This is a genomic window from Uliginosibacterium aquaticum (genome assembly GCF_012972705.2).
Classification (GTDB): domain Bacteria; phylum Pseudomonadota; class Gammaproteobacteria; order Burkholderiales; family Rhodocyclaceae; genus Uliginosibacterium; species Uliginosibacterium aquaticum.
Map to the genome: position 1 here is coordinate 193,900 of NZ_JABCSC020000004.1, position 15,400 is coordinate 209,299.

General features: G+C 65.0%; 15 protein-coding genes. 8 read left to right on the forward strand and 7 right to left on the reverse strand.

The genetic code is table 11. The features are described 5' to 3' along the window. Positions 1 to 93 precede the first annotated feature (93 nt). The 6 genes from HJ583_RS16115 to ppk1 all read right to left on the reverse strand — a co-directional run bounded on the left by HJ583_RS16115 (position 94) and on the right by ppk1 (position 5,992). A complete protein-coding gene (locus HJ583_RS16115) occupies positions 94 to 516 on the reverse strand; it encodes a flagellar basal body-associated FliL family protein (RefSeq protein WP_170022874.1) in 423 nt (140 codons plus the stop codon). Positions 517 to 608: 92 nt separating this feature from the next. After that, complete coding sequence (locus tag HJ583_RS16120) at positions 609 to 1,064, reverse strand: hypothetical protein (RefSeq protein WP_170022875.1); 456 nt, start codon at positions 1,062 to 1,064, stop codon at positions 609 to 611. A 25-nt stretch (positions 1,065 to 1,089) separates the two neighbouring features. Beyond that, positions 1,090 to 1,953: a KPN_02809 family neutral zinc metallopeptidase gene (gene ypfJ, locus HJ583_RS16125; RefSeq protein ID WP_170022876.1), complete on the reverse strand. Its 864-nt coding sequence runs from the start codon at positions 1,951 to 1,953 to the stop codon at positions 1,090 to 1,092. Between the two features lie 12 nt (positions 1,954 to 1,965). Further along, complete coding sequence (locus HJ583_RS16130; RefSeq protein ID WP_170022877.1) at positions 1,966 to 3,414, reverse strand: alpha/beta fold hydrolase; 1,449 nt, start codon at positions 3,412 to 3,414, stop codon at positions 1,966 to 1,968. 56 nt (positions 3,415 to 3,470) lie between these two features. Continuing rightward, positions 3,471 to 3,797, reverse strand: coding sequence for a DUF2249 domain-containing protein (locus HJ583_RS16135; protein ID WP_170022878.1), 327 nt, complete (start codon positions 3,795 to 3,797; stop codon positions 3,471 to 3,473). 95 nt (positions 3,798 to 3,892) lie between these two features. Next, positions 3,893 to 5,992, reverse strand: coding sequence for a polyphosphate kinase 1 (gene ppk1 / locus HJ583_RS16140; RefSeq protein ID WP_408058212.1), 2,100 nt, complete (start codon positions 5,990 to 5,992; stop codon positions 3,893 to 3,895). 165 nt (positions 5,993 to 6,157) lie between these two features. On the opposite strand from ppk1, the gene ppx reads away from it, so the two are divergent. From ppx to HJ583_RS16180, 8 genes are all read left to right on the forward strand, one after another. Next, the gene (gene ppx, locus HJ583_RS16145; protein ID WP_170022879.1) at positions 6,158 to 7,669 is read left to right on the forward strand and encodes an exopolyphosphatase; all 1,512 of its coding nucleotides are present in this window, start codon (positions 6,158 to 6,160) and stop codon (positions 7,667 to 7,669) included. A gap of 2 nt (positions 7,670 to 7,671) precedes the next feature. Then, complete coding sequence (locus HJ583_RS16150) at positions 7,672 to 8,784, forward strand: ABC transporter permease (protein WP_170022880.1); 1,113 nt, start codon at positions 7,672 to 7,674, stop codon at positions 8,782 to 8,784. Continuing rightward, positions 8,781 to 9,575 (forward strand): ABC transporter ATP-binding protein, encoded by a 795-nt coding sequence (locus HJ583_RS16155; RefSeq protein WP_101944179.1) that lies wholly within the window; start codon positions 8,781 to 8,783, stop codon positions 9,573 to 9,575. The genes HJ583_RS16150 and HJ583_RS16155 overlap by 4 nt, the downstream gene beginning before the upstream one ends. A gap of 2 nt (positions 9,576 to 9,577) precedes the next feature. Then, positions 9,578 to 10,510 (forward strand): MlaD family protein, encoded by a 933-nt coding sequence (locus HJ583_RS16160; protein WP_170022881.1) that lies wholly within the window; start codon positions 9,578 to 9,580, stop codon positions 10,508 to 10,510. 2 nt (positions 10,511 to 10,512) lie between these two features. Next, on the forward strand, positions 10,513 to 11,088 hold the full coding sequence (locus HJ583_RS16165; RefSeq protein ID WP_101944177.1) for a hypothetical protein: 576 nt from the start codon (positions 10,513 to 10,515) through the stop codon (positions 11,086 to 11,088). 24 nt (positions 11,089 to 11,112) lie between these two features. After that, positions 11,113 to 11,877: a TatD family hydrolase gene (locus tag HJ583_RS16170; RefSeq protein WP_170022882.1), complete on the forward strand. Its 765-nt coding sequence runs from the start codon at positions 11,113 to 11,115 to the stop codon at positions 11,875 to 11,877. Positions 11,878 to 12,073: 196 nt separating this feature from the next. Further along, positions 12,074 to 13,411, forward strand: a complete 1,338-nt coding sequence (locus HJ583_RS16175; protein ID WP_170022883.1) for a sensor domain-containing phosphodiesterase — start codon at positions 12,074 to 12,076, stop codon at positions 13,409 to 13,411. Between the two features lie 161 nt (positions 13,412 to 13,572). Next, a complete protein-coding gene (locus HJ583_RS16180; RefSeq protein ID WP_170022884.1) occupies positions 13,573 to 14,463 on the forward strand; it encodes a dienelactone hydrolase family protein in 891 nt (296 codons plus the stop codon). Positions 14,464 to 14,514: 51 nt separating this feature from the next. Here HJ583_RS16180 and HJ583_RS16185 read toward each other — a convergent pair whose 3' ends face one another. Beyond that, positions 14,515 to 15,396, reverse strand: coding sequence for a TIGR02285 family protein (locus HJ583_RS16185; protein WP_170022885.1), 882 nt, complete (start codon positions 15,394 to 15,396; stop codon positions 14,515 to 14,517). Positions 15,397 to 15,400: the final 4 nt, after the last annotated feature.

Genomic DNA, 15,400 nt, shown 5'->3' on the forward strand with positions numbered 1-15,400 from the left:
CTGCTGACGGCCTCTCGCTACAGATCGGGAACAGCTTCTGAGGGAACAGGCCTAGGCAGCCCTGGCTGAATGACGGGACGCGGCCAGGGCTCCTTACATCTGCTGGAAGATGAAGGAGGTAAAGAACACTTCCTTGATCCCGCTCTTCTCGTCCGTTTCGAGATCGGTATTGAGTTCCTCGACCAGGGCTTCTGCCAGTTCCTGACGCCCTTCCTGGGTGCGCAGCGCTTCCGGTGACATGCCGGCCACCACGATCAGCACCCGGTGTTGCAGCATCGGCTTGAAGTCGTCGATCAGCTTGGCGCTTTCAGGTTTGGCGGGCACCATGACCAGCTGGAGCTGGAGGATCACGCCACCGCGTCCGGTCTTGCCCACATTCACGATGAAATTCATCGGAGCGGGGCCGCTGGCGCCTTCGCCCCCCCCTCCGCTGGCCCGTGCCGGTGGCAGGCTCAGGGCAATAAGGGAGGCGAACAGCAAGCTGCTGCGGGCAAGCAGGGAAACGGGGGAAAACATCCGGGCCTCCGGTTGGGGGAGAAATGGCGGGTCCGGAAGTTTCTACGGCAGCCTTGCGGCTTCCTGAAGTGGAAATTGCTGCGCCGCGGGATTCAGTCAAGATACTTCAGAGCGGTGTATTTGACGCTTTGCCTGTCGCTGAGCGGAACGCCGACTCCCATCCCCATGCCGTAGAAGCCGCCGCCATAGTAGCCCGAGCCGCCGCCGACCATGATGCTGGAGGAGGGGGCGGCACGCGTCGGGATCGGCACTTCGATCAGCGCATTGGCGCCGATCTCGCGGGCCTTGGCTAGCACGGCAGAGTCGATGCTGCGGTGGTTGTCGTCAGCCAGGAGGCCGCGCGGATCGTCGATGTAGCCGAGGATGGCGTACTTGCGTGGTGGCTCGCCATTGAACCAGACATCGATACCTTCTACCGTGAAGCGGCTGCCGCCCTTGCCTTCATGAACGTTTTCACGCGCTTCGTGCGGATAGAACTGGGTGGTGGCACAGCCGCCGAGCAGGCTCAGCAAGGCAAGGCAGGCAAGCAGGTGGCGGATGGGCAGCATGAGGGTCTCCGTGAATCTCTTCTGATTAAACACCACGCTTGAAGCTGTCGCACTGGCGAATGTCGCCGGCGTCGAAACCGGTGCGGAACCATTTCTGGCGCTGGGCCGAACTGCCGTGGGTGAAGCTGTCCGGCGTGGCATAACCGCGCGCGTTTTTCTGCAAGGTGTCGTCGCCGATGGCACTGGCTGCGCCCAGCACGCGTTCGATATCGCCCGCTTCCAGCACCTTGCGCTGCTGGTTGGCGTGATGCACCCACACGCCGGCGAGGCAGTCAGCCTGCAGTTCGAGGCGCACCGAGAGGGCATTGCCTTCTTTCTCGCCGGCGCTCTGACGCGCACGCTGCACTTTTTCCGAGATGCCCAGCAGGTTCTGTACGTGATGACCGACTTCGTGGGCGATCACATAGGCCTGGGCGGCATTGCCCGGTGCCTTGAAGCGGCGCTCGAGTTCATCGAAGAAGTCCAAATCGAGGTAGACGCGCTGGTCGGCCGGGCAGTAGAAGGGGCCCATGGCGGCCTGACCCTGGCCGCAGGCGGTCTGGGTGGCATCGCGGAACAACACCAGGCGCGGCTCGGCGTATTCGCGCCCGGCCTGGCGGAAGACGGCCTGCCAGGTCACTTCGGTGTCGCGCAGGACCTGGGCCACGAAGCGTTTCTGGGCTTCTTCGGCCGGGCTGGCCTGCACCGGGCCGGCCTCGGTGCGCGCCGGCTGGCGGCCTTCGAGCATGCTGAGACCGTTGAGCACCACGCTCGGGTCGATGCCGAGGAAGTAGGAGGCAGCCAGTGCGATCACGATGCCGCCCAGCCCCAGGCCGCCACGCCCACCCGGAATCATCCGGCTGCCACGGCGATCTTCGATGTTGCTGCTCTCGTCACCATCCATGCGCATTTGGGATTCTCCTCAGGGCCACTGACGGGTATTGGAACGCGTTTCACTGGTGTGCCACAAGCCCATGAAGTCCGGGCTGCGCACCGGGCAGGCGGAGGCGATGAAGCGCGAGGTGCTGCCTGTGCTGATGGCGGTGTCGCTGCCCTCCAGAATTACGCCGGCCAGATCGAGGCGGGCGCGTTCGGCGTGGATCGAGGTGGGAGCATTGATTTCGCTGGCGGTGGCGACGAGTTCAGAGTTGATGAGGGTGATGCCGGTTTCGTCGCCATGAATGCGGGTGTTGAGCATCTGGACGATCGAATCGCGGATGATAAGGCGTTCGGCGACGAGATCCTGCAGCAGCAGGCCGGCACAGTTTTCGATGCGCACTTCGCGGAACTGGCCGCTGAGGCGTCCGCCGTTCTCGCCCTGGCACAGGTAGTCACGGTGGCTGACCGGTGGCGTGGCGGACGGGTTGAAGCCTTGCGGTGCTTCGCTCAGGGCGCGGTCCAGACGGTTCATGAACGCATTGAAGCTGGCCGCCTCCATTGGCGTGTGGCCGACGCCGGGCAGGCTCAGCAACTGGGCCTGGGGCAGGCGTCGGGCGAGCATCTGGCCGGTGCGCAGCGGGGCGACCGGGTCCGCCTCGCCCCAGATTAGCCAGGTGGGTAGCGGCATGCCAGTGGCGGCATTGCTGAAATCCTCTTCCACCAAGGCCGCTGCGGCGTTGGCGTTGGCCTGGCCACTGAAGGCGCCGGCCCACAGTTCTTCGGAGATGCCTAGTAGCCTGCCCGGATCCGGCAGGCCGAAGATGCGCTCAATGGTGCTGTCGGAGAAATCACGTACGCGTTCGAGCAGGCCGCGCAGAGTGCCGCTGGTTTGCCCGGAGCCGAGGCGGCCGGTGATCGAGTGTTTGGTGAAGGCGGTGCGGTGCAGGATGCCAGCGGCGTCGACAAGAATCAGCCGGGAGAGCAGCTCGGGTCGGCTGGCGGCCAGGCGCAGCGCCACTGCGCCACCCATGGAGTGACCGATGACGATGGCGCGGCCCTTGGCGTGGCGTGTCAGCAGTGCGCTCAGCACGCGGGCGTAGTGGGTCGGCGAGTATTTCCCGGCGGGGGCGTCGGAGTAGCCGAAGCCGGGCAGATCCAGCGCCAGCACATGATACTGGCGGGCCAGTTCCGGAATGACGCTGGCCCAGTCGGTGAAGCCGTTCTGGCCCAGGCCATGCACCAGCAGGATGGTCTGGCTGTGTTCCAGGCCGGCTTCGATGACCAGAGTCTGGCTGTTCCAGACCGGTTCGCGCTCGCGGTAGAGTTGCCAGTCAGCAGGTACGCGCTGACGCAGGATGTTCAGGGTGAGCAGGCGTTCGCGACAGAGTTCGCAGTTCGGTGCCGAGGCCGTGGCGCTGGGCTGGGCCTGGGCAGTCAGGCCGGTGAGCAGAAGCAGGAAGAGCGCAAGACAGAAGGCTGGCAGACGCAGCATGCGACAAGAAAACCGGGCAGCGGGATGCCCGGATCATAACAGCCCGCGTGGCGGAATCAGCGCCCGCCGCTGCAGCCGCAACCGCCCGAGCCGCCGCAGGAGCCGGCGCCTTCGCCTTCACTGGCGTGCTGGTGGGCCTGGATGTGGAAGTCGATCACCACCGGGCCGCTGCGGTCCACGTACTCGACGCGGATCTGGCCGCCGTAGCGTTGGCCCATCTGGGCGAGCAGCGGCAGTGGGTCGTGATCGTTGATGAAGCGCATGACTTCGCCGTCTTCGAGGGATTCGATAGCGCCGAAGATGGCTGAATGACGGAAGCGCTTGCTGATGCCGCGCGCGTCAAAGATGTGGGTGTCGAGATGGTTTTCGCTGCAGCAATCCATGCTGGCCTCCGTGGGGTGATGAAGGCCATGATTCTCGGCGGCAGGCGAGTACCGTCGCCTTGATCCAGGATAGCTTGCGCAGCGCCCCGGAACGTTCAGCCGCCGAACTCGAGCATCAGCAGAGTCTGCGCATTGTGGGTGGCGGCATTGGCGCGCGGGCTACGGCGGCGGTAGTGGCCGTTGCCATCCATCTCCCAGGCCTGGCTGTTGTCGGCCAGATAGGGCTTGAGGCCTTCGCGGATCACGCGGCGCTTGAGCTTGGCATCCAGAATGGGGAAGCAGGATTCGATGCGACGGAAGAAGTTGCGATCCATCCAGTCGGCGCTCGACAGATAGACCTGCTCTTCGCCGTCGGCATGGAAGTAGAAGACCCGGGTGTGTTCGAGGAAGCGACCGACAACCGAGCGCACCTTGATGTTTTCCGACAGGCCGGGCACGCCGGGGCGCAGGGCGCAGGCGCCGCGCACGATCAGATCGATCTCGACACCGGACTGGGAGGCCATGTACAGGGCCTGAATGGTCTGCGGCTCCATCAGGGCGTTCATCTTGGCAATGATGCGGCCCTTGCGCCCCTGGCGTGCGGCTTCGGCTTCGGCGTCGATGGCGGCGATCACGTTGCGCTGCATCGAGAATGGCGATTGCCACAGGTGACGCAGCTCTTCGGCGTGGCCGAGACCGGTGAGCTGCTTGAAGATCTCATGCACATCGGCACAGATTTCTTCGTTGGCCGTCAGCAGGCCGAAGTCGGTATAGAAGCGGGCGGTGCGCGGGTGGTAGTTGCCGGTGCCCAGGTGCACGTAGCGGCGCAGGAACTGATGGCCGTTGCGGTCTTCCTCGCGGCGTACGATCAGCAGCATCTTGGCGTGGGTCTTGTAGCCGAACACGCCATACACCACGTGGGCGCCTGCGTCTTCAAGCTTGGCCGCCCAGTTGATGTTGGCCTCTTCATCGAAGCGCGCCATCAGTTCGACCACCACGTTCACTTCCTTGCCCTTGCGCGCTGCACGCAGCAATTGCTCCATGAGCACGGAGTCGGTGCCGGTACGGTAAACCGTCATGCGGATGGCGACGACGTTGGGGTCGTCGGCCGCATCGCGGAGCAGTTCAATGACCGGTTCGAAGCTCTGGAAGGGGTGGTGCAATAGCACATCACGGGCCTGGATCTCGGCGAAGAGATCGGCGCGCTTGTCCAGGCTCTTCGGCAGCGAGGGCACGAATGGCTTGAACTTGAGATCAGGGCGATCGACCCAGTCCGGCACCTGCATCAGGCGCACCAGATTGACGATGCCCGGTACGCGGTAGACCTCGTCACGGGACAGGCCGAACTGCTGCTGGAGGAACTCGACCATCTGCGGCGAGGCGTTGTCGGCTACTTCCATGCGCACTGCATCGCCGTAATTGCGTTGCTGCAATTCTCCCTGCAGGGTCTTGCGCAGATCCTTGACCTCTTCTTCGTCTACAAACAGGTCGCTGTTGCGGGTGACGCGGAACTGGTAGCAGCCCAGTACGTTCATGCCCGGGAACAGCTCGCCGACAAAGGCGTGCAGCACCGAGGAGAGGAACACGAATCCGTGCTCGAGGCCGGTGAGCTCGCGCGGCAGGCGGATCACCCGCGGCAGGGCACGTGGAGCCTGCACGATGGCGATGTTCGAGCTGCGCCCGAAGGCGTCGCGGCCTTCGAGTTCCACCACGAAATTAAGGCTCTTGTTCAGGAGGCGTGGGAAGGGATGGGCCGGGTCCAGCCCCACCGGCGTGAGGATGGGCATGACCTGATTTTCAAAGTATTCGCGTACCCAGGCGCTCTGCTCGGCAGTCCACAGCGAGCGGCGCAGGAACACGATGCTTTCTTTGGCGAGGCCGGGCAGGATCGCGTCGTTGAGCAGGGCGTACTGCTCGGCGATGATCTCGTGCACTTCCTGGCTGATCTGGCGATAGTGGTTCTTGGGCGAGAGGCCAGCGTAGTTGGCACTGCCCTGCTTGATCTGCTCCTTGATGCCGGCGACGCGGATCTCGAAGAACTCGTCCATGTTGCTCGACACAATGCACAGGTATTTCAGGCGCTCAAGCAGGGGCACGTTGTCGTCGGCGGCCTGGGCCAGCACCCGGCGCTGGAAGGCCAGGATGGAAAGCTCGCGATTGAGCAGGTTCTCCGGTGCGGGCGTGGGGTAGGTCAGCGAATGTGGCATGGCGGGCATGGGAGTGGGATCGGCGCGCAACAGGATCGGCGCGTGAGTGTGTGACATTCTAGTTACAGCATGATGACAGCGTCAGGCGCCATGCGGGCAGCGCTGACTGCTGCCGTGGAGCCCGGTTTTCCGGGCTAGAATCGGGGCTTCGATTGCCAAGCGCACATTCTGCTCATGCCGCAAAGTCTCGTCTGTGCCGTTGATCTGGGTTCCAACAGCTTTCGCCTGATGGTCGGGCGGGTGCAGGGGGATCAGATCTATCCGCTCGATGGCCTCAAGGAGGCGGTGCGCCTAGCCGCCGGTCTGGGGCCGGACAAGCTGCTCGACGAGGCAGCCCAGCAGCGCGGACTCGAGGCCCTGCGCCGCTTCAACGAGCGCCTGCGCGGGTTTCGCCCGGATGCAGTGCGTGCGGTAGCAACCAATACCTTGCGGGTGGCCAAGAATGCCCCGGAGTTCCTGCTGCGCGCCGAAGAGGCGCTGGGCTTCCCGATCGAAGTGATCGCCGGGCGCGAGGAAGCACGCCTGATCTACGTCGGCGTGGCGCATACCCTGCCGGATCCGCAGCGTCAGCAACTGGTGGTCGATATTGGCGGCGGCTCCACCGAATTCATCATCGGCCGTGATTTCGAGCCCCTGCATCTCGAGTCGCTGTACATGGGCTGCGTCAGCTATACCCTGCGCTTCTTCCCGGAGGGGCGCCTCACGCGGGCAGCGCTGCGCGAAGCGGAACTGGCGGCAGCAACCGAGCTGGAGTCGATCGCCCAGACTTACCGCAGCACCGGCTGGGAGCTGGCGGTGGGCTCTTCCGGCAGCGCCAAGGCCTTGTGCGACGTGCTGGAACTCAATGGGCTGTCTAGCGGCGGCATCACCCGCGATGGCATCGACAAGCTGCGCGAGCTGATGCTGCGCGCCGGCCATATCGACAAGCTGCAGCTCGAAGGCCTTAAGAACGACCGTCTGCCGGTGTTTGCCGGTGGCTTCGCAATCATGTCGGCGATCTTTACGGCGTTTGGCCTCGAGCGCATGGAGTTCTCCGATGGCGCCCTGCGCCTCGGCGTGCTCTACGACCTGCTCGGGCGCTATCACCGCCATGACTTGCGCGATGCGACGGTGGAAAACTTTGTGCGCCGTTATCAGGTGGATGCCGCCCAGGCCCGCCGGGTGGCCGATACCGCGCTGCAATTGCTGGCGCCGCTGCTGGCGGGAGAGAACGAAGAGCTGGCACGGGATGAGCGGCGCTTCCTCGAGTGGGCCGCCCAGCTGCACGAAATCGGCCTGTCGGTGGCGCACTCGAGCTACCACAAACACAGCGCCTACATTGTGGCCAACGCCGACATGCCGGGCTTTTCGCGCATGGAGCAGGGGCGCCTGGCAAGGCTGGCGCTGGCCCATCGCGGCAAGCTTGAACGGGTTCAGGCGCTCGGCCCGCAGAGCCCGGACTGGAGACTGATCCTGTGCCTGCGTCTGGCTACGATGCTGCATCGCTCACGTCAGCCGCGCGAAGCGGTGCCGGTTCAGGTCGAGCTCGACAAGCGCGGCGGCTTCATCGTGCACGCTGCCCAGGACTGGCTGCAGGCCTCTCCGCTGAGTGCCGCAGCCCTGCACGATGAAGAAGCGCAGTGGGCGCGTCTTGGCCGCAGCCTGCGGGTGCGTGCCCGGCGTCCTGCGGATGCGCTAGGCGTCTGACGATGCAGGCGCGTCCGCAACCGCATCTGGAACACGAAGGCGCGCACTGCCGCCTCTCGGGAGACTGGACCCTCGCCGCGCTGCGCCCGCGTCTGGTGTGGCTGCGTGCGCGTCTGCTGGTGGTGCGCGCGGTGCCGGTGTGGGATCTGTCGCAGATCAGTCGCATCGACAGCTTCGGTGCGCTGCTGCTGTGGCGTGCCTGGGGCATGCGTGAGCCGGAAACCCTGGTCATGCCGCCGGGGCTGCACAGTGCCTTTGATCGTATCAAGCCGCTGGCAGGCCTGCGCCCGCCGTCGCCGCATCGCGACCCGTGGCTCCCTGTGTTGCGGGTGGGGCGCACGGTGCTGGATTTGTTCGACCAGTTGCGCGACTTCACCCACATGCTGGGCATGGTGGTAAGCGAAGTGGTGCGTCTGCTGATCGAGCCGCGCAGCATCCCGTTCAAGGAGTTTTCGGCAGCGCTCTATAAGGCCGGCGTGCAGGCCATGCCGATCTCGGCCCTGGTGGGTTTCCTGATCGGCATCGTGCTGAGCTACCTGTCGGCCTTGCAGCTGCGCAACTTCGGGGCTGACGCGCTGATCATCAACATCCTCGGAATCGGCATCATCCGCGAGCTCGGGCCGGTGCTGGTGTCGATCCTGGTAGCAGGGCGCTCCGGTTCGGCGATCACGGCCCAGCTCGGCGTGATGCGCGTCACCGAGGAACTCGATGCGCTGTCGGCGATCGGCGTTTCGCCCTATCAGCGCCTGATCTGGCCCAAGGTGCTGGCGATGGCGATTGCGATGCCCTTGCTGGTGCTGTGGACCTCGGCAGCTGCGCTGGGCGGCGGCATGCTGGCGGCGGACCTGCAGCTTGAGATCGACTGGCGCTTCTTCCTGATGTCGCTGCCGCATGTGGTGCCGGTGCAGAACCTCTACATCGGCCTCTCCAAAGGGGCCGTGTTCGGCGTAGCCATCGCGCTGATCGCCTGTCATTTCGGCCTGCGTATCCGCCCCAATACCGAAAGCCTGTCGCGCAACACCACGGCGTCCGTGGTGACCGCGATCACCGCCGTGATCCTGATCGATGCCGTGTTTGCCATGCTCACGCGGGGCATCGGAGTGCCGCTGCGATGAGTACGACGGGCACGACGAGCGTGCCGGTGATCGAGCTGCGCGATGTGTGTACCCGCCTGGGCGGGCACTGGATCCATCGCAATCTGGACTTGAAGGTCGAGCGGGGCGATCTGCTGGCCCTGGTGGGCGGCTCGGGCGCCGGCAAGACGACCTTATTGCGTCAGATGATCGGCCTGAGCCGGCCGACCCTGGGCGAGGTCCTGCTGTTCGGCGAGCGGCACCAGGCCGGCCACCGCGCCGAGCGCTTTGCGCGCCTGCGCCGGATGGGGGTGCTGTTCCAGCATGGCGCGCTGTTTTCGGCTTTTTCGGTGTTCGACAATATCGCTTTTCCGCTGCGTGAATTCGGCGGTCTGCATGAAGACGAGATCCGTCCGCTGGTGCTCTCGAAGATGGCGCTGGTGGAGCTGGAGCCGCGCCATGCCGGCCTGATGCCGGCCGAGCTTTCCGGTGGCATGGTCAAGCGTGCAGCACTGGCCCGTTCCCTGGCGCTGGAGCCCGAGCTGCTGCTGCTCGATGAGCCCACTGCCGGGCTGGATCCGGAGCGCAGTGCCGGCTTCGTGCGCCTGATCCGTCAGCTGCACGGCGAACTGGGGCTCACCGTGGTTTTCGTGACGCATGACCTGGACACGCTCTCGGCGCTGGCCAACCGCGTTGCGGTGCTGGCCGAACACCGTATACTCGCCGCAGGCACGCTCGACGAGATTCATGCTGTCGAGCATCCCTTCATCCAGAAATTTTTCCGCTACCACGCGACGGTGGACGAAGCTCCGCCCGAACCGGATTCCGACTGAAGATGGAAAACCGCGCTTACGCCCTGATGGTCGGCCTCTTTACCCTGGTGCTGGGTGCTGCCGCGCTGGCCGGGTTCTGGTGGTTTTCGGGCGGTGCGCAGGATACGACACGCTACCTGATCGTGTCGCCGAAGAGCGTCACTGGCCTCAATCCCCAAGCCGCCGTGCGCTATCGCGGCGTGCGGGTGGGCAAGGTGATCGATGTCGACCTCACCGATACCCGCGAGGTGAACATCCTTGTGCGCGTGGATTCGGATATTCCGATCACCCGTGGCACCCGCGCCCGCATCGGCACCCAGGGTCTGACCGGACAGGGCTTCATCCAGCTCGATGATGATGGCTCGGACCCGGTTCCGCCCAAGGCCATGCCCGGCAGCGGCCTGCCGCTGATTGCCATGAGCACGGGTGGCTCCCTGATGGAGAACGCCACTGAGGGCGCCCAGGAAGTCATGGCCCGCCTCAGGAGGAGCAGCGAGCGCGTCGAGAAGCTGCTCTCGGAAGAGAATGTGGCGCGCATCGACCAGACCTTGCAGAACCTTGCCGCCAGCTCGGCCAATCTGGAAAAGGCGCTGAGCCAGACGGCTGGCCTCGCCGCCGACCTGCGCCGCTTTTCGGCCCCCGAAAACGCCGAGCGACTGGCCGACACGCTGGACCAGCTGCGGGGTCTGTCCACCAAGCTGGGCCCGGCGGTGGAAGATTTCCGGAATGCGGCCGGCAAGGTTGCCGCTGCCGGCACGCGTATCGACAAGCTCGGCGGCGATGTGCAGGCCAGCCTGACCGCCGAGACCCTGCCGCGTATGAACCAGCTGATGCTCGAACTGCAGACCAACACCCAGCAGCTCTCCCGGGTGCTGGACGATATCGAGCGCAACCCGCAATTACTCCTGCTCGGCAAGCGCCAGCAGGAGGCCGGCCCAGGCGAGCACGCACCGTGACCATGAAGATTTTTTCTCTCCTTGTCGTGCTAACGACGTTGCTGGCCGGTTGCGGCATTGCGCCCAAGGCCACCCCGGCGCTGATCCAGCATGATCTGGGGGGCGGCTTCCGCACCCAGGCCCGCAAGCAGCTGCCCTTGCGCTCGCTGACCGTGAGCGCGACGCCGGTGGTGGCGGGGCTCAACATGCATTACCGCGATGCCGAACGCTCCACCACGCGTGGTGCGTATGCCTTCAACCGCTGGGCTGCACCGCCTGCCACCCTGGTGGATCAGGCCTTGTCGCGCCTGCTGCCGATGGATCCGGCCGGGCGCTGCCGGCTGAACCTGTTGCTGTCCGACTTTATCCTCGAAATCGATGAGGCCGACAAAGCCACGGCCTTGCTCGCCGGCACGCTGCGTATCTCGCTCGATGGACGCACTTCGGTGTATCGGCGCATCGTCGATGTGCGGGTGCCGCTGGAGAAGGTGGAGCCCTCCGCGCTGGCCATCGGTGAGCGCCAGGCAGTGATCCAGCTCGCGGAGATCACCAGTGCCTGGATCAGCGGCGATATCGAGCAGTTCTGCTTGCAGCCCTGAGGCCCTTCAACGGGTGAGCGCCGGATGTTGATCGACACCCACCTGCATCTGGATGCTCCCGAGTTCGATCCCGATCGTGCTGCGGTCGTGGCGCGGGCTTGTGCTGCGGGTGTGACGCGCTTCGTGCTGCCGGCAGTCGAAATCGCTAATGGCCCCACGGTGCGTGCCCTGGCTGCCAGCTTGCCAGGCAGTGCCTTTGCCTGCGGGATTCATCCACTCTACGTGGATCGCGCGCTTGAGAGCGATATCGCCCGCCTGGGGGCCCAGCTGGCTGAAGGCGGCGCCGTGGCCGTTGGCGAGATCGGCCTGGATGGCTTTGAGGCAGAGCCGGACCCGGCGCGTCGCGAATGGTTTTTCGCCGAGCAGCTGAAGCTCGCGCGGGAGTTCGATCTGCCGGTGATCCTGCACATCCGCCGCGCCCAGGACCGGGTGCTCAAGTACCTGCGCCGCCATCGCGTGCGTGGCGGCATTGCCCATGCCTTCAACGGCAGCCTGCAGCAGGCGCAGACCTTCATCGAGCTGGGCTTCCGGCTCGGTTTCGGGGGGGCGATGACCTACGCCGGCTCGACACGCATCCGCCAGCTGGCGGCCAGCCTGCCGCTCGAAGCGCTGGTGCTGGAGTCTGACGCGCCAGACATCCCGCCAGCCTGGGCCGCGCAGGCGCGCAACGAGCCGGCTGCCGTGGCGCGGTTTGCGACCGAGCTGGCAGCCCTGCGCGGCCTTGATGTGGCCAGTGTGGTGCGTGTTACCAGTGCCAATGCGCGGGCCGCGCTGGGGCTGCCCGAGTGAGGTGGGCTCCGGTCAGGCGGGTGGATCCGCCGTCTGTCGGGAGTTGGTGCGGGCGCTTTGTAACTTTTCACGAATTTATAACTAAAGTGCTAGACGACCCGGGGCCCTGTCCGGATCATCTGCGCTGACCATAAAAATCTGCCGGTGCGCCTGTGTGCGCCCCGGCCCGCCAGCTTCACGGAAGGGCCGCCGTCACATGTTCATCAACAGCGAAGGAATCAGCAGCCTCGGGCCGGCAGCACCCGTCCCGCCGCGCCGCCCGGAGCTGGCCGGCGTTCCCGAGCGTTTGCATCCCTATCTGGCGGGCAGCGAGTGGCAGCATGGTCAGCTCAAGCTGAACTGGGGCGGTTATCGCCTCGCCAGCGTGTTCCAGCCCATCGTCAGTTTCAGCCACGCCAGCATCGTGGCGCACGAGGCCTTGTTGCGGGTCGTCGGCCCCGGCGGGCGCAGCATGTCTCCCTCCGCCCTGTTCAGTCCGCTGTTCGGTCAGGACGATCTGCTGCATTTGGACCGCGCCACGCGCCTGATGCATATCATCAATTCGCGCCGCCTGCCCGGCCGCTTCTTTCTGAACCTGCATCCGCAGCTTTTCGACAGCCTGCGCCACGGCGATTCGCTGGAGGCCGCACGCGCCATCGGCGAATTCGTTGAGGGGTCCGAGTCGCGCTTCGTGATCGAGATCGTGGAAGAGGAAATCACCGACCAGGCCCATTTCGAGGAGGGCGTGGCGGCCTTGCGGGATGTGGGGCTGGGAATAGCGCTGGATGATTTCGGCGCTGGGCATTCGAATTTCGACCGGGTGTGGAAGATCCGCCCCGAGGTCGTCAAACTCGATCGATCCTTCGCCGCACGCGCGGCGGAGGATCGCTCGGTGCGTCGTCTGCTGCCGCAGATCGTGAGCTTGTTGCACGAGGCCGGCACCCTGGTGCTGCTCGAGGGGATCGAGACCCTGGATCAGGCCTGGATCGCCATGGATGCCAATATCGATTTCGGCCAGGGCTGGTATTTCGCCCACCCGATCAGCCAGCCGGTGAGCAAGGATGCCTTGCTCGATGCACGCATCGGTGCGATCTGGCAGCACCAGAGCAGCGAGCTGTTACCGCAACCGGAGGCACGACTCGATCCCTTGAGTGATTACCTGCGCTGTATCCGTGACGCGGCCTGGCGTCTGGCGCGGGGCGAGGCGCTCGAATCTGCGGCGGCCTGTTGGCAGCATCTGCCTTACGCGAACAGCCTCTATCTGCTGGATCAGGAAGGCTGCCAGCTGGGTGTGAGCATCGAAGCCGGCCGCGCGCTGGATTCACAACTGAGCTTCCGTCTCGGCCATCAGCCGGGCGCACGCTGGTCGCGGCGCGAGTATTTCGTCAAGGCCATGCGGGCACCGGGCGAAGCTCAGGCCACCCGCCCCTATCTGTCGGTGGCCAGCGGTCGTTTGTGTGCCACGGTGTCGATCTGCATCGAGCAGGGCGCGCAGCGCTTCGTGCTCTGCGGGGACGTGGACTGGGCGGCGCTGGACGCGGGGTACGAGAACTGAGCGGTCTGCTGCAGTCGGGTAATAGCTTTGCGCTATGCCCCTTGGTGCTTGAAACTTATTCCTCTCCCCTGTATCCATAGCGGAGGCTGGCCTACGCCCGGCCAGCAGAGCAGCTTCAGCTGCCAGCCCACCCGCCAACCCACGATACGAGAGGAAGCCGCATGAGCAAGCCGCAGGGCCAGGAACCGGCCATCAATCAGGAAATCATCGCGCTCTACGACGAATACACCCATGCGCCCTTGCCACGCCGGGTGTTCATGAAGCGCCTCAGCGCGATCACCGGCAGCACGGTGGCCGCCAGTGCGCTGTTGCCCATTCTTGAAAACAATTACGCCCAGGCCGCCATCCTGCCGCCGGACGATGCACGTATCAGCGCCCAGACTGTCAGCTTTGCCGGCCCCGGCGGCAACTTCAATGCCTACCTGGCGGCACCTAAAGGCGTGAGCGGCAAACTGCCAGCGGTGATCGTGATCCACGAGAATCGTGGCCTCAACCCTCATATCCAGGACATCACCCGTCGCCTCGCGCTGGCGGGTTATCTGGCGCTTGGTGTGGATTACCTCAGCGCAGTAGGCGGCACCCCGGCCGATGAAGACAATGCCCGCGACCTGATCGGCAAGCTCGATGCCGCCACCATTGGCGCAATTTCGCTGGCCGCGCTGAAGTACCTCAAGGGCCACGCCCAGTCCACTGGCAAGGTCGGCGTGGTCGGTTTCTGCTGGGGTGGCGCAGCGGTCAACCAGTTGGCGGTACTGGCGCCGGATCTGGACGCCGGCGTGGCCTTTTATGGCCGCCAGGCCAAGGCCGAGGATGTGCCGAAGATCAAGGCGCCGCTGCAACTGCACTATGCCGGCCTCGATCAGGGCATCAATGCGGGCATTCCGGGCTACGAGGCGGCGCTCAAGGCCGCTGGCAAGCCGTATGAACTGTTCCTGTATGAGGGGGTGAATCACGCCTTCAACAATGACACCGGCGCCGCGCGCTACAACGAAGCTGCGGCCAAGCTGGCCTGGCAGCGCACGCTGGATTTCCTCAAGCGGCATCTGGGCTGATCCGGCTTCGGGCCACCCAGCAGGGCGCAGCGTGCTGCGCCCTTTTCGCGTCTAGCGGGTGGGGGCGCTCTCACGCTTGCTGGCCTGGCGCAACTGACGATAGTAGGCGTGATTGGCTTCCGGCACCCACTCCAGGTAGGCCCGCTCGGCCACCTCGGCGAGCTGGCCGTTGCGCAGCAACTCGTTGACGCGGGCCACCACGGCTTCACCAGTGGGGCCACGTGAGCAACCCACGCGTGATTGCAGGAGCTGGGTTTCACCTTCTATGGGCAGGAATAGCAGGGCGTCCGGCGGGAGCTCGAACTGCTGCTGGGCCCAGATGAGTTCGATCGGATAGCCAACCACGGCGTCAGCCTTCTTCTGCCGCACGATCTTGAGCAGGCCGCTCACAAACAGATCCGGCGCATAGAAGGCTTCCACGCTGCGCTTGCTGCGGCCAAGTTTCAGGGCGGCATCGACATGCTCGCCATAGCTGCGTTCTGCCGCCATCAGTACTTTCAGTTTGCCGGCTTTCAGCAGCTCGGGCAGGCGGACTTCACCGCGCGGATTCAGGTGTGGCGCAATCTCGGCCTTGCGTTCGGCGCTGACGATCAACCCGGTGGGCAGCAGTTCGGCGACGGGCTCGGAAAACACCATGAAAGTCTCGCGCTCGGGTGTCTTGAGCATGGCACTCTGACAGATCTCGCGTTGCCTCATGTCCTGCATCACGCGTGCCGTGTTGGCCATCACACGACTGTGACGAAATTCACCCAGGGACCGGAGAATGAAGGCCTCGCGTTTGTCTGCCAGGCCTTCACCCTTGTGCGGGCCGGTCACGATGTAGGTCGGCGGGAAGTCCGGGTAGTACCAGGTCACTTCCGCAGCTGGCTCGGCCGCGTGCAGGAATGGACTGAGCAGGAGCAGCAGAAGGCAGCAAGGTCGGCAGCGGAGCATGGAG